Below are 18956 nucleotides of genomic sequence, written 5' to 3' on the forward strand. Positions count from 1 at the left end.
CGTGGTGCTCTGTTGTTTTTACAACCTAAGCACCACGGCTTTGTTATTGACTCGCGGATTGATTACATGCTCATTCCCATGCCTGCATTGGCTTTTTTACCTAAACGGTAATACCAAATAGAAAGCGGAATGAAGATCAAGTTCATCACTGTGGTCATGTTCATACCAAAACCGGATTGGTTTAAAGTACGTAAGGTTTGATCGGTTGTGACCCAACCAAAACCGTTGAAAATGGCATCAACGCACATACCTGTAAATATAATCGCAATAAACAGTAAACCCACCATCCATTTTGTTGGACGTTTACCATAATATTTTTGGTACACACGCATCATTGGAATGGTTAATACGTCGGAAAGAATAAAGCCAATCACCCCACCAAATGAAATGCCACCATGCCACAGTGCTGCCGCTAAAATTAAGTTACCCACTGAACATACATAGGCAATCATAGCAACAAAAACACCGATAATGACATCAAGCAACGAGTGTAACCAAGCAGGTAATCCGGCATCATTACTGATAAATAAGGCGCGCCAACCTTCTTGTGGCACTAAAGCAATTAAGATTGATGATACAACAACACCAATTAAGATCTCTTTGCCTATCATTGCCAAATCCATTTGGAAGAAGCTGGCAGATTTGGTGATTTTTGCCATTGCGCCAGTGTCATTTTTTGATGGCATAGCCATGTTAGACATATCCATGCCGCAGTCACTGGTGCCATGTTTCATCTTCGACATGTCCATACCGCAGTCACTGCTATCATGTTTCATGTTCGACATGTCCATGCCGCAATCACTGCTCTCATGTTTCATGTTAGACATGTCCATGCCGCAGTCACTTCCCTCATGCTTCATGTTAGACATGTCCATGCCGCAATCACTGCTCTCATGTTTCATGTTAGACATGTCCATACCGCAATCACTGCTCTCATGCTTCATTTCAGACATATCCATGCCACAACTGGCTTTTTGTTGCGGCGCAGCATTGGCTATGTGCTGACGTAATTCTTGTTCAACATCTTTGGGATAAAAACGGCTAAACAAAAAGCCAACAGTTGCAATTAAGATCAAGCCACCAATAACTTCACCCCATAAAAATGTCCAGCCCATGAGTGCTACCAGCACAATAAACATTTCCACTATCAAATTAGTGCTTGATACTAAAAATGCCATTGCGTTAGCGACTGTTGCCTTTTTGGCTAATAGGGTGTGAGACAGTGACGCCGCAGCATAAGAACACGATGATGACATCATGCCTAATAGCGTGGTAAAGCTAAGGCTTTTCACATCGGTTTTACCCAAGTGTTGCACCACGGTATCAACGGGTAATAAGTTACGAATAAAAGAAGAGAGTATTAAGCCAAAGGCTAATGGCCAAAAGATTTGCCATGACATGTTAAAAAACACAGAAATGACATGAAAGATGATATTGCTATCCCAACTTTCCATGAAGAGACCTTTGTTGTTATTTATAAGAGAGATGTCGTTAAGCATAGTACGCTTATCTAAAGCGTTGCATTGCTTTATCACTCAAACTAACTTTGCAAATGTGCCTAAATAAAAGTTTAACAATATCAATAACTAGCTATTTTTTGAATAACCGTGACAGGTTGTTAGATGATCGTTCACCATACCTACTGCTTGCATAAAGGAATAACAAGTTACCGCACCTATAAATTTAAAACCTTGCTTTTTTAGCACCTTACTCATATTTGCTGATTGCTCAGTTTGTGCTGGTATTTCAGCAATGGTTTGCCATTGATTTATAATGGCTTTGTTATCAACAAACTGCCAAAAGAAATCGACTAATGGGGTGTGCTTTCGCACTGCAACCAAAAGCTCTAAATTATTCAATGCTGCCGCGATTTTACCTTTATGCTTGATAACATCGAACTGCTGGCAAATATGCTCGACTAATCCTTCTCGTGGCTGTGGCAATAATTCTGCTTCAATTTTAGCTAAATCAAAATCAAGAAAAGCTGCTCGATAAGCCGGACGTTTACGCAGAACGGTTAACCAACTCAAGCCACTTTGCATACTCTCTAAAATAAAGCATTCAGCAAGGGCGTTATCATCACACGTTTTTTTGCCCCATTCAGTATCGTGATAATGCTGTAGCAGTGGATCGGTCGTTGCCCAGTCACAACATGTTGTTGGCTTACTCTGGGTTGTCATAATACAGTCCTTATAAAAAAATACGGGAGTATCACTACTCCCGTATTGGCTTCTACACGTTATTTTAATTTATAAGAAAATACTTAATGTTGCAGCAATTGTGAAGGCAATTGTACCTAGAAGAGTTTCCATTACCGTCCACGTTTTGAGGGTTGTTTTCTCATCCATATCTAGCAGTTTACCTACTAGCCAGAATCCTGAATCGTTGAAGTGAGATAACACGGTTGCGCCCGATGCAATTGCAATTACGATGAAACATAAATCTAAAGCACTTAGACCTGTTGTTGCGGCAACCATAGGTGCAATCAGCGCTGCTGTTGTAGTTAGCGCAACCGTTGCTGAACCTTGCGCGACACGTAACGCTGTTGAAACTAAGAATGCCGCCACAATCACTGGCATACCAGTATCAGACATTAAGTTAGCTAACGCGTCACCAATACCACTTGCACGTAGTACGCCACCGAACATACCGCCCGCACCCGTTACAAGAATAACGGCACAGATTGGCGCAAGTGAATCACCACATAGCTTTTCAAGTTTTGCCATGCCGTAATTCTTAGAAAATAGCGCTAAACAGAACAACAAGGTGATCATCAATGCGATAGGAGTCTTACCCAACATACGTAAGGCATTAACCCAAGCATCATCACCATTTACCACACCCATTACTGTTAGCGTGTGTAGACCCGTGTCCATAAAGATAAGCACTAAAGGCATTAACAAAATAGCAAGAACTGTTGAAAACTTAGGTAAGTTGTTTTCGTCAATTACTTCTTGGGTTGCCAAGAAAGCTTGTGGCAATGGCAGTTTAAAGCGTTCACCCGCCCATAGACCGTAAAGGTAAGCACCTAGGTACCAAGTTGGTAGTGCAATCAACAAACCAACAATGGTTAATAAACCAATATTTGCACCTAATAACTCACTTGCAGCAACAGGACCTGGGTGTGGCGGCAAGAATGCGTGCATTACAGCAAAAGCACCAGCAACAGGTAGCGCGTACTTAATTGTTGAGCCACCAAATTGTTTAGCAACACTAAACAAAATAGGCATCATAACCATTAACCCAGCATCGAAGAAGATTGGAAAACCAAACAACAGCGACGCAACACCTAATGCAAAAGGTGCTCTTTCAGGGCCAAACCTACCAATTAAGGTATCCGCTAGTACTTTAGCGCCCCCTGTTACTTCAAGAATTCGCCCTATCATGGTACCTAGACCGACAAGCAGAGCAACAGAGGCTAATGTGCCTCCAAACCCTGACATCATGGTAGGTACAACTTGATCAGCATTTACACCTGTTACTACTGCTGTAATAAAACTCACTAAAGTTAAAGCTAGGAAAGCATGTAACTTAAATTTCATTATTAGTAATAATAACAACAAGATAGAACATACTGCGATGAACAATAAGTAGGTTGGGTCTAACGTCATACAGGATCTCTCCAGCAAAAAAGAATGTTTTATTCCGTTGTGAATATTTTTATTGTGAGTATCTTCACAACGCTAAATGTTACGGGTAACATGTTACCCGTAACATGGTAACTTACAAGAAAATAGAACAACTGATGTTCAAAAGTGAGATAGAGGTTAAAAAATGGCAGGTCAAAGCATAATTGTAATGGGGGTATGTGGTTGCGGGAAATCTACGATTGGTGAAGGTATCGCCCACAGCTTAAATGCAAAGTTCATCGATGGTGATGATTTACACCCAAGAGCCAACATCCAAAAAATGGCCAGTGGAAATCCATTGAACGATACCGATCGTGAACCTTGGTTAGAACGTATTCGTGATGCGGCTTATAGCCTCGAGAATAAAAATGAAGTTGGGATCATTGTTTGCTCAGCTTTAAAGAAGAAATATCGCGATCAGATCCGTGAAGGTAATCAAAATGTATCGTTCATCTTTTTAGATGGTGATCGTGAATTGATCCTTGACCGAATGCGTACCCGTAAAGGTCATTTTATGCGTGACACCATGTTAACTAGCCAACTTGAAACTCTTGAGCGTCCTGTTGATGAGATGGATGTGTTCACTGTCTCTATCGATGGTTCTATTAACGAAATTATTGAAGATGCTGTTCAGCAATTACGTGAGGCAAATCTATGAATCCGATTATTTCAGCCGTTACCGAGCGCATTAAAGCAAGAAGTGCTGAAAGTTATCCGCAATGGTTAGCCATGACCAAAGAAATGGAACAAGCGGGTAAAGGCCGTAGCCAACTTTCTTGCGGTAATCTTGCTCACGTTGTTGCCGCTAATTGCGCCCAAGAAAAATCAGCAATTTTAGATTTTCTGCATGCCAACATTGCTATCGTCAGTGGCTACAATGACATGCTAAGTGCTCACCAACCTTATAAATATTACCCAGATATTATTGCAAAAGCGCTGGCGGAATACGGTCATACCAGCCAAGTTGCAGGTTGTGTTCCAGCTATGTGTGATGGTATTACTCAAGGTCAACCGGGCATGGAAATGTCGCTGTTTTCTCGTGATATTGTCGCCCAAGCAACGGCGATTACCTTAAGCCATAACGCTTTTGATGGCACATTACTATTAAGCATCTGCGACAAAATCGCCCCGGGGCAATTAATCGGCGCATTATCTTTTGCGCACCTTCCAACAGCATTCGTGCCAGTTGGACCTATGGGTACAGGGATCAGCAATGATGAAAAGGTTAATGTTCGTCAACAATATGCCGCAGGTGAAGTCGATTCCGCTGCGCTATTAACCATGGAATGCCAAGCATACCACTCACCAGGGACTTGTACGTTTTATGGCACGGCGAATACTAACCAACTTATTTTAGAAGCCATGGGCTTAATGCTACCGGGCTCGGCGTTTGTGCCACCGACAAGCGAGCTACGTAAAGTATTAACCGAAGAAGCGGCTTGTCGTATTGCTGCGGCAGCAAATCAGCAATCAAGCCAATACCGCCCTCTTTATGAAGTAATGACGGCAGAAAGTTTGGTAAATGGTTTAGTGGCATGGTTAGCCTCGGGTGGCAGTACTAACCATAGCTTACATATGGTGGCGATTGCTCGTAGTGCGGGCATTATTTTAACGTGGGATGACATTAGTGATTTATCTGATGTGGTTCCTTTATTGGTGCGCATGTACCCGAATGGGCCTGCTGATATTAATGCTTTCCAACAAGCCGGTGGCGTACCAACCTTAATGAAAACATTGCACCAACGTGGGCTACTCAATACCAATGTGAAAACGGCGTTTGGTGAATTTACTGATCAAATGACCACCCCAAGCTTACAAGATGGCAAACTGGTATGGTCGCCTTGTGCAGACTCAACAGATAGTGATGTAATTTGTACACCTGAGATCACTTTTAACCCGACAGGTGGCTTAAAAGTATTAAAGGGAAATATTGGTACATCGGTGATTAAAGTGTCTGCGGTTGCAAAACAGCATCAACATATTACAGCACCAGCGAAAGTATTCCGTTGCCAAAACGAGGTTGAAAAAGCCTATAAACAAGGTTTGTTAGATCAAGATGCGATGATTGTTGTGACCCATAACGGACCTGCAGCAAATGGTATGCCTGAACTTCACAAATTAATGCCAATTTTAGGTAATATCCAAAAGAAAGGGTATCAAGTCGCATTGGTTACCGATGGTCGCTTATCAGGTGCATCAGGCAAAATTCCTGCTGCAATCCATATTACGCCAGAAGCACTACGTGGTGGTGCAATTGGTTTAATTCAAGATGGCGATATGGTGGAATTAAATGCGATCACAGGTGAGCTAACGGTTAACGCTGATCTTACAGCTCGTCGCGCACCGATTGAAAACGATATACCTGCATTTACCTTTGGTCGTAACTTATTCGCCAATTTACGCAAGCAAGTTTCAAGTGCCGATACTGGCGCCACTATTTTTTAAGTTATTGGATAGGAAGAAAAACATGAATACTTGGCAAGTTAATCCACAAGATGTGTTTGCCGCATCGCCAGTTGTACCTGTAATGATCATTGAACGCGTAGAAGACGCTGTTCCTATGGCACAAGCACTAAAAAATGGTGGTATCACGGTATTTGAAATTACCCTTCGTACGCCTGTTGCTCTTGATGCAATTCGTGCGATTGCGGAAGCGATGCCTGATGCGATGGTAGGAGCAGGAACGGTACTTACCTGCGAGCAGTATGACGCTGCAGTTGAAGCTGGCGCAAAATTTGTGATTTCTCCAGGAATGACACCTAAGCTACTTAGCTATGCAAAATCTGGCACTGCACCTTTAATTCCAGGTGTGAGTACACCATCAGAAATCATGCAAGCATTAGAGCTTGGCTACCAGCAATTAAAATTCTTCCCTGCAGAAGCTAATGGTGGTGCTAAAGCTCTCGCCGCTATTGCAGCGCCATTACCACAAGTACAGTTCTGCCCAACTGGCGGCATTAGCCCAGCAAACGTTGATCAGTACAAAGCGGTGAAATGTGTTGCCACCGTTGGTGGTTCTTGGATGCTACCTAAAGATCTGATTGATAATGGTCAGTGGGAAGAAATCACCAAACTTTCTCAAGAGGCGGTAGCGCTATTAGCGTAATGCTAAATCAATCAGTGATTAATAAATAAAGATTGATGAATAAATGTAGGCAGCGCACGTGACTCTCGTGCGCTGTTTTTTTATTACTTACTTTCTACTTCAGGCTTTCCTAAGCTCTCGCCTAAGTACAAGCTATAACCAATATCTTGAATAGGATTAGCCACTTTCTTTCCTGCTAATTTCTTCAATAATAATGTCGCAGCTGCAGCACCAATTTCTTCACGTGGTGTATTCACACTCGCAAGCGTCGGTGAAATCGCTTTACCAATATCTAAGGCGTTATAACCTGCAATGGCTACCTGACTTGGAATGGCAACATTGTGCTCTTGGCAATGCATCATAGCGCCAATTGCTAAGTCATCATTGGTACAAAACACAGCATCTAACTCTGGGTGTTGCGAGAGAGCCTGACGCATTAATTCTCGCCCTTGGGTAAAGCTCGAGTGCTCTTCTGTCGAGACAATACGTGGCGTTAGTCCTTTTGCTTCCATCGCTTGAATATAGCCGTCACAACGCAATTGGGTACGGCGATCTAATCGCGCAGCGAAATAAACAATATTGCAGCGTCCGTATTCAATCATCTTAGAGACTAAATCAAATGCCGCCTGCTGGTGATCCAACCCTACCGCCATATCAATTGGGTGTTCAGGCAAATCAATCGTTTCTACCACTGGAATAGCCGCAGCATTGATCATCTTATAACTGCGTTCGCTGTGAATACTTTCAGTCAAAATCAAACCATCAACATGGTAAGACAATAACGAAGCAATCTTCTCTTCTTCCTCTTCCGCACTGTAGCCATAGTGGGTGATCAGGGTTTGATAACCTTCTTTTTTGGTTACCGATTCAATCCCTTGTAACAAAGAAGCAAACACTTGGTTAGATAACGATGGCAGTAAGATCCCAATCGCCTTACTGTTACGGTTCGATAAAATATCAGGCGCGCGACTGGCGACATAACCTAGCTCTTCCACCACTACCGCGATTTTTTCTCGTGTACTTTCAGCCACAGAGCTAGGATCACGCAAATAACGACTCACCGTCATTTTTGTTACTCCCACCTGTTTTGCAACATCATTTAATGTGGGACGGTGTTTCGGTTTGGTTGTCATTAGTCTGTCCTGACGATGAAATGAAGAAAATAAAATGCAATAGACGTAGATTATGAGGTAAATCTAATAGCAGCAACTATTTATCTGTAATTTCATTACGATTAGATTGTTTACGCCCCGCCTTAAAAGCGATTTTACCGAATGTAATTATTGCAACAAAGAAAAAACTCAATGAGAAAAGTGGCACTTAGGTCACGAAAAACGTAAAATCCCGCCTTAACTTTGTATCACTAGGTGATACGAACTGATCTGGAATCAGAATAAGAGAATATAGAGCAATGTTTAAACCAGAATTACTTTCACCTGCAGGCAGCCTTAAAAACATGCGTTACGCATTTGCCTACGGCGCTGATGCCGTTTATGCAGGTCAACCTCGCTACAGTCTTCGCGTTCGTAATAACGAGTTCAACCACGAAAACCTAAAGATTGGTATTGATGAAGCACATGCTCAAGGTAAAAAGCTATATGTGGTATGTAATATTCAACCGCATAACTCAAAGCTAAAAACCTTCATTCGCGATCTTAAACCAATCGTAGAAATGGGCCCTGACGCACTTATCATGTCAGATCCAGGTCTTATTATGATGGTTCGTGAAGCATTCCCTGAGGTTGTTATTCACCTGTCAGTTCAAGCCAACGCAGTTAACTGGGCAACAGTGAAATTCTGGGCTAGCCAAGGTGTTGAGCGTGTCATTCTATCTCGTGAGTTATCACTAGAAGAAATCGAAGAAATTCGTGAGCATTGCCCTGACACTGAACTAGAAATCTTCGTTCACGGTGCTCTTTGCATGGCTTACTCTGGTCGCTGCCTACTTTCTGGTTACATCAACAAGCGCGATCCAAACCAAGGCACTTGTACAAATGCTTGCCGTTGGGAATATAAAACAGAAAAAGCGACTGAAAACGATGCGGGTCAAATCGTTGAAATTCAAGACGCAGTGCAAACACAAGACGTTGAAGAGCGTCCTGATAATACACTAGGTCTAGGAAAACCAATTGATGATGTTGTGCTACTAAGCGAATCTCACCGTCCTGAAGAAAAAATGGCGGCGTTTGAAGATGAGCATGGTACTTACATCATGAACTCAAAAGATCTTCGTGCTGTTCAACACGTTGAGCGTCTAACTAAAATGGGTGTTCACTCACTGAAGATTGAAGGCCGTACTAAGTCGTTCTACTACTGTGCTCGTACTGCGCAAGTTTACCGTAAAGCGATTGATGATGCTGTTGCAGGTAAACCATTTGATGAATCATTACTAGGCACATTAGAAAGCTTAGCGCACCGTGGTTACACTGAAGGTTTCCTACGTCGTCACACCCATGACACGTACCAAAACTATGACTACGGTTACTCAATTTCTGATTCTCAACAATTTGTTGGTGAGTTCACAGGTAAACGCCGTGGTGATCTTGCTGAAGTTGAAGTGAAGAACAAGTTCGTTGTTGGTGATAGCCTTGAAGTAATGACACCAAAAGGTAACGTTATCTTCAATCTTGAGACGATGGAAAACCGTAAGTCTGAAGTAATTGATGACGCGAAAGGCAATGGACACTTCGTATTTATCCCTGTACCAGCTGATATGGATCTTGATTTTGGTCTGTTAATGCGTAACTTGGGTAATGGCGAAGATACACGTAACCCTCACGCTCCTAAAGACGGTAAATAAGCACTATGGCACTGCTCATTACAAGCAAATGCATTAACTGCGACATGTGTGATCCTGAATGCCCTAACGAGGCGATCACCATGGGTGATAGCATCTATGAAATAAACCCAGATCGCTGTACTGAATGTAAAGGGCATTACGACAAGCCGACCTGTCAGTCGGTTTGTCCAATCACCAACTGCATTATTACCGATCCTGATCACGTTGAATCTGACGATGAACTGCTAGAAAAGTTTGTTACCTTACAAGGTCTTGCTTAGTTCTTATTCGATCCAACCATCAAACAATAAAAAAGCGCCTTGCGGCGCTTTTTTTATACCTATACACAGTTAATTTAGTAAAATTAACTATTAATAAGCACCTTACACTGAGCAGGTAACACTGGCTTCGGTTTAGGTTTTGGTTTTGGTTTAACCGCCGGTTTATTTGACTCAGGCTTTTTAAAATCTGGTGACCATGAGGCTAACTCTTTACCACAGCCATCACCTGCTGGTGGTGGGGTTTGTGGCTCACAGTAGGTGCTGCCTTCAGGACAATTTAACCGGACATGGAAATGGTAGTAATGACCAAACCAAGGACGAACTTTACGTAACCAATCACGATCTTTCCACTCCGTTTTACAAAGCTGCTCTTTGATCACAGGATGAACGAATATACGGGCGACACGATCATCACTTGCCGCAAGCTGGATCAAATGCGCTTGTTTACTGCTCCAGTTCTTTTCGATGATTTTGTGATTTTTCACATCAACCATAGGTAGTGCTGAAACTGTTTTTAGATCGTTCTGTGATAACGGTTTTTCTGGAATACGTAACCAAATATCTGCATCCAAGCCTGTTTGGTGGCTGGCGTGACCTGATGAAAAGCGTCCACCACGAGGCATCGCAATATCTCCCACCAGCACATTACCAATTTTCAGTTGCTGTGCTGTTTTCATTAACTCTTTTAAGAAAGTGATTGTTTCAGGGTTACCATAGTAACGGCCGCGTTCAGCGCGGATAACTTGATAACCATCACCTTCCAGTGGCAGTGCTTCCGCGCCTGCTAAACACCCATTCGAGTATGAGCCGATAGACATTGACTCACCAGATGTTGGTGTTTTTACTTTTTCCCAAGGTGTTGCTATCACGCTCGTACTTGAAGCTACAAGTAACAATCCTGTTAATATTTTCCCTAACACAACTGATTCCTAATTATGATAAAAAACAAATCATAACTTATGCATTTTAATGACTCCAATAAAATCATACTGTTAATCATTTATAATTCACAGTTATAAAAATATTTATATATCACCTATAATTAAAAGTCTGGTTATCTTATACAACTAAAATTAAAGGGGATTATTGGTTTGTTTAAGTCAGTCTTTGTTACTTTTACTTATTTAACATGATTATTACTGATTAATGGAAATATAAACAAAGAAAGTATTAACGTCATAAACCTCTTATATTATTTTATAAATAATCTAGGTTTTAATTTTATGAAATATGCTTAATTTATTATTCTATGTTTTTTTGTATAAATAGTAGCCCTACCTTCTCGACAAAACCCTATTAATGTCAATCCAGATTCTTCAGCTAAATTAATCGCTAATGCTGTAGGTGCTGATACTGCAAATAATATCTCCACACCGACAGATGTTGCCTTTTGCACTATTTCATAACTAGCACGACTGGTAATTAAGATTGCACCTTTGGTAAGTTGCGAATATTTTGCACGAGCGCCTATTAACTTATCTAGCGCCACATGACGACCAACATCTTCATAAATCGCCGCTAATTCACCGTGTTCATTTAACCATACGGCAGCATGGGTACAACCTGTACGGTTAGCGAGTTCCTGATTCTCATGTAGAAACTTAATAGATTGATTAATAATAGAAAGAGGCATTCTTTGCGTATCAGGAACCGTATTTACAGGCTTCATTGCTTGCTTTAAATGTTCAATACCACACAACCCACAACCGGTTCTTCCTACCAGTTGTCGACGCTGTTCTTTTAGCATCATAAAAGCACGATTTTGTAATTCTATATAAACTTCTATCCCCTCTTTACTACTTTTTATATCAATATTTTTTATTTCTTTAATATTATTAATAATTCTTTCAGATAATGAAAAACCAATTGCGAAGTTTTCTAGATTTGATGGGGTTGCCATCATTACTGCATGAGATATTCCATTATAAATAAGCGCAATGGGAACTTCTTCAGCAATAAAGTCTTCACATTCTATTTTTATTCCGTTCTTATATTTAATTATTTCATGAACAGAATATTCCTGATGCTCTATATATTCATCAGTAATTAAACAACTAGACATTTATTATTTCACACAAAGATTTGACGATATTATATTCGCGCCTATAATATCCGACCTCTTATGTAATACAATTCTTTTTATAATAATTAGGTGAGTTGACTTTGAATATAAGTAGACGTCAATTATTTAAATTGTGCGCGGGAGCTGTCGCTACGACATCTATTGCCTCCCTTGCCACAATACCGCAAAAAGCTTGGGCGCAAGCTCGAGAATTTAAATTAACAGCAGCAAAAGAAACGCGTAATACGTGTTCTTACTGTTCTGTTGGTTGCGGAACTTTACTTTACAGTACTGGTGCAGCAAACGGTAATATCAAACAAAAGGTATTCCACGTTGAAGGTGATCCCGATCATCCAGTAAGTCGTGGTGCATTATGTCCAAAAGGTGCGGGTCTAGCTGGTTTTGTTAACAGCGAACAACGTTTGAAATTCCCCGAATATCGCGCACCTGGTTCAGACAAATGGCAACGTATTTCATGGGATGAAGCATTCACTCGTATTGCCAAGTTAATGAAGCAAGACCGTGATGAAAACCTTGTTAAAACAAATGAGCAAGGCACCACAGTTAACCGCTGGCTAACCACAGGTATGCTATGTGCTTCGGCAGAAAGCAACGAAAATGGTTGGTTAACACAAAAATTTGCCCGTGGTTTGGGCATGGTTCCAGTTGACACTCAAGCGCGTATTTGACACGGCCCAACGGTAGCAAGTCTTGCTCCAACATTTGGCCGCGGTGCGATGACCAACAACTGGGTTGACATTAAAAATGCCAACGTAATCCTTGTAATGGGCGGCAACGCAGCAGAAGCACACCCTGTAGGCTTCCGCTGGGCAATTGAAGCTCAAAAAACCAATAACGCTGAAATCATTGTGGTTGATCCACGTTTCACGCGTACTGCAGCAGTGGCTGATCACTATGCACCAATCCGTTCTGGTGCTGATATTGCCTTCCTATTAGGTGCTATTCGTTACCTGATCGCAAGCAGCCAAGTAAATCACGAATATGTAAAAGCCTACACTAACGCTAGCTTTATCGTACGTGATGATTACGCATTCCATGATGGTCTGTTCTCAGGTTATGACGCAGAGAAACGTCAGTACGATCGTAGTAGCTGGTTCTACAAGCTAGACGATAACGGCTACGCAATGAAGGATGAATCCCTACAACATCCTCGCTGTGTATGGAACTTACTGAAAGAACACGTATCTCGCTACACACCTGATGTAGTTTCAAACATCACAGGTACGCCTGTTGATATGTTTGAACACGTATGTAAGGCGCTAGGTAGCACTGCTGCCGATAACCGTGTTGCCACTATTTTGTACGCAACAGGTTGGACTCAGCACTCAAAAGGCGCTGAAAACATCCGTTGTATGGCAATGATCCAGTTACTTCTAGGTAACATGGGTATGGCTGGCGGCGGTGTTAACGCCCTACGTGGTCACTCAAATATCCAAGGTATTACTGACCTTGGTTTGTTAGCACAAAATCTGCCGGGTTACTTGAAACTGCCATCTGATAAAGATGTCGATCTTGCCACTCACCTTAAGCACCACACACCAGTGGCACTTGAAGCAGATCAAACTAACTACTGGCAACACTACCCGTCTTTCTTCGTATCATTACTGAAGTCGTTCTACGGTAAAAATGCAACCGCAGAAAATAACTTTGGTTACGACATGATGCCGAAGTGGGATCAGGGTTACGACATGCTTCGCGTCTTCGACATGATGAAGAAAGGCGAAATGAACGGTTACATCTGTCAAGGTTTTAACCCTGTTGGCTCTATGTCCAACAAGCAAAAAACATTGGATGCGTTATCTAAGTTGAAATACTTAGTGGTTATCGATCCGCTAGCGACAGAAACATCAACGTTCTGGCAGAACAAACCAAACGTAAACGAAGTGGATACCAAGAATATCCAAACGGAAGTATTCCGTTTACCTTGTGCATGTTTTGCTGAAGAAGATGGCACCATCGTAAGTTCAGCGCGCTGGTTACAGTGGCACTGGAAAGCGGCAGATATGCCGGGAGAAGCGAAAGGTGATGCTGAGATCTTAGCGGGTATCTTCATGAAGATGCGTAATATGTACCAACAACATGGTGGTACATACCCAGATCCAATCCTTTCTCTAGATTGGAACTACGCCATTCCTGATGCGCCAAACACTAAAGAATTAGCACAAGAACTTAACGGTAAAGATGCTAACGGCAACCAGCTATCTAGCTTTGCTCAACTAAAAGCTGATGGTTCTACTACAGCAGGTTGTTGGCTGTACACCGGTAGTTGGACTCCTGCGGGTAACCAAACTGCACGTCGTGATAACAGCGATCCATCTGGTTTAGGTTTAGCACCAAACTGGGCATGGTCTTGGCCTGCTAACCGTCGTGTTCTGTACAACCGTGCATCAACACGTCCTGACGGCACACCTTGGGATAAGTCACGTACTTTAGTTGAATGGAATGGTAGCAAATGGGTTGGCCCTGATGTGCCTGACTTTAACGCTAAGCTTCCACCATCAAGCAATGCGGGTCCATTTATCATGCAGCCAGAAGGCGTTGGTCGTCTATTTGCATTAGATAAAATGGCTGAAGGTCCGTTCCCTGAACACTACGAACCGTTTGAAACACCCATTGGTACCAACCCATTACATAAGAATGTGGTATCAAACCCAGCGGCACGTATTTTCAAAGACGATCTTGCACAGCTTGGTCAAAAAGAGCAATTCCCATTTGTGGGTACGACTTACCGCTTAACGGAGCACTTCCATACGTGGACAAGTCACTCTCACTTCAACGCTGTTCTACAACCAGAACAATTTGTTGAGATTGGCGAAGGCTTGGCAAAAGAGCGTGGCATTAAGAATGCTGACATGGTTCGTGTCATCTCTAAGCGTGGCTTCATTGAAGCAAAAGCGTATGTGTCTAAGCGTATTACACCACTGCATGTTAATGGCCAAGCCGTTCACACTGTGGGGATTCCTATTCACTGGGGTTATGAAGGCGACACCAAACCTGGCTACTTAGCAAATGCGCTATCGCCATGTGTTGGTGATGCTAACTCACAAACGCCAGAGTACAAGGCATTCTTGGTTAACGTGGAAAAGGTGAAGTAAGCCATGGGTATGGAATCACAGAATATTATTCGTAGTTCTGCGACATCATCGCTAACGCCTTCACCTGATGCGCGTAAACGCCAAATTCAGGTAACAAAGCTTATCGATGTAACGTGCTGTACTGGCTGTAAAGGCTGTATGGATGCGTGTAGCGAATGGAACAACTTACGCGGCAAAGTCGGTACCTTTGAAGGTACCTACCAAAATCCGCCAAATACAACCGCTGAAACATGGACCACTATCCACTTCAAAGAAATTGAAGAAGATAACAAGTTCAAATGGTTATTCAGCAAACACAGCTGTATGCACTGTTCTGATCCTGGCTGTTTAAAAGCCTGTCCAGAGCCTGATGCTATCGTGCAATACGAAAACGGTGTTGTCGATTTTAACTCTGAAAAATGTGTTGGTTGTGGTTACTGTATTGCGGGTTGCCCATTCGACATTCCACGTATGAACCCAGTCGATAACCGTGTTTACAAGTGTACTTTGTGTCTTGATCGCCTACAGGCAGGTCAAGTGCCTTCATGTGCTAAAACCTGTCCAACAGGCGCACTACGTTTTGGCGAGCGAGAAGAAATTCTTGAATACGCTAACCAACGAGTGGCTGCACTGCAAGCCAAAGGTCACAAGAACGCGGGTATTTACAACCCAGCCGGTGTGGGCGGCACACACGTGATTTATGTTCTACACGATATTACTGATCCTGAACGTTACGATCTGCCAAAAGATCCAAAGATCAGCGAAACAGTGAAATTGTGGAAAGACGATGTGAAGCCACTTGCAGCAGCAGGTTTAGTGGGTACGCTTGCGTTAGCAGCGATTCACCGTGTAACTGTTGGTCGCAGCCGTGTTGCGGAAGAAGAAGGAGATGAAAAATGAGTTTGAATAAAACAATTTTACGTCATAAGCCTTTAGATCGCGTTGTGCACTGGACAGTAGCACTAACGGGGATCTGGACTCTATTGTCTGGTTTATCTTTTATGTTCGCACCATTGCACTTCCTTAGCTATGTCTACGGTTCACCGCAACTTGCACGTATTTTGCACCCATTCGGCGCAATTGTGATGACAATCGGACTTGCGTTTTTAGTTGCACGCTACTGGAGCCATAACCACTTTGAAAAAGGTGATCTCCAGTGGATGCTAAAAGTTAAAGACGTCTTAACCGAGAACGAAGAAAACGTACCAGAAGCTGGACAATACAACGCAGGTCAAAAAATGATCCTACGTCAATTTATTGCTTGTGGTCTGATCCTTCTTGTTACCGGTTTGATTGCATGGCGTGCCTACTTTGCGGCTTACTTCAGCATTGATGTCGTTCGCATTGCACTGATTGTTCACTCAATCACAGCCATTGTTTTTGCTCTTAGCCTGATTATCCATGCTTACATGGCGTACTGGGTAGAAGGCTCTATCGATGGCATGTTAGAAGGGAAGGTTTCTCCAGCTTGGGCGAAAAAACACCACCCTCGTTGGCTACGTTCGCTAACTAGCGGCAAAAACCAACACTAACAACATGATTAAAAGCGGTAAGCCTGCACTTACCGCTTTACCTTTTTATACCAACCAAGGTTTACTTTGGTTGGTATTCTTGTCATTGGAAAACAGCATGAGCGTTAAAATTCTAGATAAAAATACCATTATTAAACAAAAAAGTGATGGCTTTACTCCGTTAATTATTGGTGATCCTGCAACCATTTTTTCAGCTCGTGCCGAGCGTTTACGTGCACTGGCTAAAGACTCTTTCATGGCAGATTACCTACTATTAGCCGGACAAATTGTTCAACAACAAGCGCGATTGGCCGAAGACTTTGCCCAACCAGTTGCTAACTTTGCATCAGAAAATGCTTTAACTTGGCCGCTATCTTTAGATCAAGCTTGGTTTCCAATCTTAGAAGCCATGCTAGCGCAATTAACCACCTCATTACGTTTAGTTGCATCTGACGACATTGTAAAAGTGATCGATTCACTTCAAGATCTTGATAGCGACACCCTACACCATTACTTCACAGCACTTCAGCATAACCAGCCTGAGCGTGTACCTGCTGATCTCGCTATTTTGCTATGGGCTTGTATTAATACATTCACCAGCCTACTTGTAAAAACCACGGCACTAGAGTGGCAACCCGAGCCCAATGTAAAACAGCATTTCTGCCCTCTTTGTGGTGGTGCGCCAGTGGCAAGTTTGATTAAAGGCAGTGGCCACCGTTACTTGCATTGCAGCCAATGTGAAACGGAGTGGCATCGTCTTCGTGCTGAATGTACTCAATGTGCGGATGGTGAAAATATTCATCTACAAAGTGAAACCCTAGAAGATGCGGTACGTGCTGAAACTTGCGGTCACTGTAATAGCTACCTCAAGATTTTATTTTTAGAAAAGCAACCAAACCTTGATCCTATCGCAGACGATCTTGCGACATTAGTGTTAGATCATAAGCTAAACCAAAACGAATTATACCGTAATGGATTTAACCCATTCTTTTTACCACTAATACAGTAATACTGAGAGCGATATGACAGCCCAAGCACTCTATGCCCACTTACCCAGTGTTGATCTGATTTTAAATCACGAATTACAACAGCCTTTGATCCATCAATTTGGTAAAGAGCACATCACTACGCTTGTTCGTCAATTATTAGATCAAGCCCGCGAGACAATTCGAGATCAACAACAATTACCTCAGTGGCTGACACTTAATGAGTGCGACGGGCTGGCACTATCGCAACAGAAACTTGCACGTATAAATCTGTTTTCTCATCATCTCGCGCAATCGACCCTGCCTTTACAACATCAAGGGCAACGTCGTGTTTTTAACTTAACCGGTACTATCTTACACACCAATTTAGGTCGTTCGCTGCAAGCAGAAGCTGCAATAAAAGCGGTGACAGAGGTGATGCGTTTCCCTTCGACTTTAGAGTATTCTCTCCAGCAAGGTAAACGAGGCCACCGCGATCAAGCCATCAGTGAACAACTCCAACAGCTCATTGGTTGTGAAGATGCGTGCTTAGTAAATAACAATGCCGCTGCGGTACTGTTAATGCTAGCCAGCCTTGCCAGTGGAAAAGAAGTCATTGTATCGCGTGGTGAGTTAGTTGAAATTGGTGGCTCATTTCGCATTCCAGATGTCATGCGACAAGCAGGGTGTCAGCTCGTTGAAGTCGGTGCCACGAATCGCACTCACTTGAAAGACTATCAACAAGCGATTAATGAAAATACCGCGTTACTGATGAAAGTACACACCAGTAACTACATGATCCAAGGCTTTACCAGCGCGGTATCTGAAGCTGAACTCTGTGCGTTGGGACGCGCAATGCAAGTACCAGTGATCAGCGATTTAGGCAGTGGGTCATTAATCGATTTAGCCCAATACGGACTACCAAGCGAGCCGATGCCACAAAAGATGCTGCAAGATGGCATTGATTTAGTGAGCTTTTCTGGCGATAAATTACTCGGTGGACCACAAGCTGGGATCATTGCTGGGAAATCTGAACTCATTGAACAGCTGCAACATCACCCACTTAAACGTGCACTTCGCTGTGACAAGATGACCTTAGCAGCGCTTGAAGCAACATTGAATTTATACCGTCATCCAGAGCGTTTACCTTGCGATCTCCCTACGCTGTCTATGTTAACTCGCAGCCTTGATACGCTGACAGATTTGGGGGAACGTCTAGTACCTTACTGTCAGCAATTGGTTGGTCAGTACTTTACAGTAACGGTGATGCCTTCAATGGGGCAAATAGGCAGTGGTGCGCTACCCACCGAACAACTTGAATCTGTCGCGTTATGTTTCAGTGTTAACAATAATCAAACATCCTACACGCTTAATGATCTTGCGGATCTTTTAGCAAGCGGTGAGATCCCAATTATCGGTCGTATTCACCATGACAAACTGTGGTTATGTTTACGTGGGATCAGCCATGAACAAGATTTCATGACTCAGCTTGCTCAACTTTCACTTTCTAATGCTAATCACGAATAACAAAGAACTAATAACGCCACTT

At 42.7% G+C, this 18956-nt stretch carries 16 protein-coding genes; 10 read left to right on the plus strand and 6 right to left on the minus strand.

What is annotated here, in order from left to right:
• Positions 1 to 62: 62 nt before the first annotated feature.
• The 3 genes from C9J46_RS11350 to C9J46_RS11360 all read right to left on the minus strand — a co-directional run bounded on the left by C9J46_RS11350 (position 63) and on the right by C9J46_RS11360 (position 3611).
• A complete protein-coding gene (locus tag C9J46_RS11350) occupies positions 63 to 1454 on the minus strand; it encodes a permease (protein ID WP_107290905.1) in 1392 nt (463 codons plus the stop codon).
• A gap of 132 nt (positions 1455 to 1586) precedes the next feature.
• Positions 1587 to 2180, minus strand: a complete 594-nt coding sequence (locus tag C9J46_RS11355; protein WP_107205953.1) for a DNA-3-methyladenine glycosylase I — start codon at positions 2178 to 2180, stop codon at positions 1587 to 1589.
• 69 nt (positions 2181 to 2249) lie between these two features.
• The gene (locus C9J46_RS11360; protein ID WP_107205952.1) at positions 2250 to 3611 is read right to left on the minus strand and encodes a GntP family permease; all 1362 of its coding nucleotides are present in this window, start codon (positions 3609 to 3611) and stop codon (positions 2250 to 2252) included.
• Between the two features lie 163 nt (positions 3612 to 3774).
• On the opposite strand from C9J46_RS11360, the gene C9J46_RS11365 reads away from it, so the two are divergent.
• Genes C9J46_RS11365 through C9J46_RS11375 form a run of 3 tightly spaced genes read left to right on the plus strand, consistent with a single transcriptional unit; the run spans position 3775 to position 6735 of the window.
• Positions 3775 to 4287 (plus strand): gluconokinase, encoded by a 513-nt coding sequence (locus C9J46_RS11365; protein ID WP_107205951.1) that lies wholly within the window; start codon positions 3775 to 3777, stop codon positions 4285 to 4287.
• Positions 4284 to 6074, plus strand: a complete 1791-nt coding sequence (gene edd / locus C9J46_RS11370) for a phosphogluconate dehydratase (RefSeq protein WP_107290906.1) — start codon at positions 4284 to 4286, stop codon at positions 6072 to 6074. Before C9J46_RS11365 ends, edd begins: the two co-directional genes overlap by 4 nt.
• A gap of 22 nt (positions 6075 to 6096) precedes the next feature.
• The gene (locus tag C9J46_RS11375) at positions 6097 to 6735 is read left to right on the plus strand and encodes a bifunctional 4-hydroxy-2-oxoglutarate aldolase/2-dehydro-3-deoxy-phosphogluconate aldolase (RefSeq protein ID WP_045127690.1); all 639 of its coding nucleotides are present in this window, start codon (positions 6097 to 6099) and stop codon (positions 6733 to 6735) included.
• A gap of 83 nt (positions 6736 to 6818) precedes the next feature.
• On the opposite strand, the gene C9J46_RS11380 is transcribed toward C9J46_RS11375, so the two are convergent.
• Positions 6819 to 7847 carry a substrate-binding domain-containing protein gene (locus C9J46_RS11380; RefSeq protein WP_107205949.1) on the minus strand — a complete coding sequence of 343 codons (1029 nt, stop codon included), beginning with the start codon at positions 7845 to 7847 and terminating at the stop codon, positions 6819 to 6821.
• A 278-nt stretch (positions 7848 to 8125) separates the two neighbouring features.
• Here C9J46_RS11380 and yegQ point away from each other — a divergent pair, with 278 nt between their 5' ends.
• Complete coding sequence (yegQ, locus tag C9J46_RS11385; protein ID WP_045084309.1) at positions 8126 to 9514, plus strand: tRNA 5-hydroxyuridine modification protein YegQ; 1389 nt, start codon at positions 8126 to 8128, stop codon at positions 9512 to 9514.
• Between the two features lie 5 nt (positions 9515 to 9519).
• Complete coding sequence (locus tag C9J46_RS11390; RefSeq protein ID WP_005369403.1) at positions 9520 to 9774, plus strand: YfhL family 4Fe-4S dicluster ferredoxin; 255 nt, start codon at positions 9520 to 9522, stop codon at positions 9772 to 9774.
• An 83-nt stretch (positions 9775 to 9857) separates the two neighbouring features.
• Here C9J46_RS11390 and mepA read toward each other — a convergent pair whose 3' ends face one another.
• Entirely contained in the window at positions 9858 to 10694 is an 837-nt protein-coding gene (gene mepA / locus C9J46_RS11395) for a penicillin-insensitive murein endopeptidase (RefSeq protein WP_107290907.1), read from the minus strand.
• Between the two features lie 314 nt (positions 10695 to 11008).
• Positions 11009 to 11836 carry a formate dehydrogenase accessory sulfurtransferase FdhD gene (gene fdhD, locus C9J46_RS11400; RefSeq protein ID WP_107290908.1) on the minus strand — a complete coding sequence of 276 codons (828 nt, stop codon included), beginning with the start codon at positions 11834 to 11836 and terminating at the stop codon, positions 11009 to 11011.
• A 101-nt stretch (positions 11837 to 11937) separates the two neighbouring features.
• Here fdhD and fdnG point away from each other — a divergent pair, with 101 nt between their 5' ends.
• The 5 genes from fdnG (at position 11938) to selA (ending at position 18934) form a co-directional block, all read left to right on the plus strand.
• Positions 11938 to 14952, plus strand: coding sequence for a formate dehydrogenase-N subunit alpha (gene fdnG / locus C9J46_RS11410; RefSeq protein ID WP_146144664.1), 3015 nt, complete (start codon positions 11938 to 11940; stop codon positions 14950 to 14952).
• 3 nt (positions 14953 to 14955) lie between these two features.
• Entirely contained in the window at positions 14956 to 15831 is an 876-nt protein-coding gene (gene fdxH, locus C9J46_RS11415; RefSeq protein ID WP_005369414.1) for a formate dehydrogenase subunit beta, read from the plus strand.
• Complete coding sequence (locus tag C9J46_RS11420; protein ID WP_005369417.1) at positions 15828 to 16463, plus strand: formate dehydrogenase subunit gamma; 636 nt, start codon at positions 15828 to 15830, stop codon at positions 16461 to 16463. The genes fdxH and C9J46_RS11420 overlap by 4 nt, the downstream gene beginning before the upstream one ends.
• A 97-nt stretch (positions 16464 to 16560) precedes the next feature.
• Positions 16561 to 17451, plus strand: coding sequence for a formate dehydrogenase accessory protein FdhE (fdhE, locus tag C9J46_RS11425; protein WP_107290921.1), 891 nt, complete (start codon positions 16561 to 16563; stop codon positions 17449 to 17451).
• Positions 17452 to 17464: 13 nt separating this feature from the next.
• The gene (gene selA / locus C9J46_RS11430; RefSeq protein WP_107290910.1) at positions 17465 to 18934 is read left to right on the plus strand and encodes an L-seryl-tRNA(Sec) selenium transferase; all 1470 of its coding nucleotides are present in this window, start codon (positions 17465 to 17467) and stop codon (positions 18932 to 18934) included.
• The last annotated feature ends 22 nt before the right edge of the window (positions 18935 to 18956 follow it).

It is taken from the genome of Photobacterium sp. GB-36, from assembly GCF_003026135.1.
In the GTDB taxonomy this organism is placed as follows: Bacteria; Pseudomonadota; Gammaproteobacteria; order Enterobacterales; family Vibrionaceae; genus Photobacterium.

Coding starts and splice junctions, on each gene's coding strand:
- C9J46_RS11375 (WP_045127690.1), top strand. CDS start 6,097: ATGAATACTTGGCAAGTTAATCCACAAGATGTGTTTGCCGCATCGCCA.
- fdhE (WP_107290921.1), top strand. CDS start 16,561: ATGAGCGTTAAAATTCTAGATAAAAATACCATTATTAAACAAAAAAGT.
- C9J46_RS11390 (WP_005369403.1), top strand. CDS start 9,520: ATGGCACTGCTCATTACAAGCAAATGCATTAACTGCGACATGTGTGAT.
- C9J46_RS11420 (WP_005369417.1), top strand. CDS start 15,828: ATGAGTTTGAATAAAACAATTTTACGTCATAAGCCTTTAGATCGCGTT.
- C9J46_RS11380 (WP_107205949.1), bottom strand. CDS start 7,847: ATGACAACCAAACCGAAACACCGTCCCACATTAAATGATGTTGCAAAA.
- C9J46_RS11350 (WP_107290905.1), bottom strand. CDS start 1,454: ATGGAAAGTTGGGATAGCAATATCATCTTTCATGTCATTTCTGTGTTT.
- edd (WP_107290906.1), top strand. CDS start 4,284: ATGAATCCGATTATTTCAGCCGTTACCGAGCGCATTAAAGCAAGAAGT.
- selA (WP_107290910.1), top strand. CDS start 17,465: ATGACAGCCCAAGCACTCTATGCCCACTTACCCAGTGTTGATCTGATT.
- fdhD (WP_107290908.1), bottom strand. CDS start 11,836: ATGTCTAGTTGTTTAATTACTGATGAATATATAGAGCATCAGGAATAT.
- C9J46_RS11365 (WP_107205951.1), top strand. CDS start 3,775: ATGGCAGGTCAAAGCATAATTGTAATGGGGGTATGTGGTTGCGGGAAA.
- C9J46_RS11360 (WP_107205952.1), bottom strand. CDS start 3,611: ATGACGTTAGACCCAACCTACTTATTGTTCATCGCAGTATGTTCTATC.
- C9J46_RS11355 (WP_107205953.1), bottom strand. CDS start 2,180: ATGACAACCCAGAGTAAGCCAACAACATGTTGTGACTGGGCAACGACC.
- fdxH (WP_005369414.1), top strand. CDS start 14,956: ATGGGTATGGAATCACAGAATATTATTCGTAGTTCTGCGACATCATCG.
- yegQ (WP_045084309.1), top strand. CDS start 8,126: ATGTTTAAACCAGAATTACTTTCACCTGCAGGCAGCCTTAAAAACATG.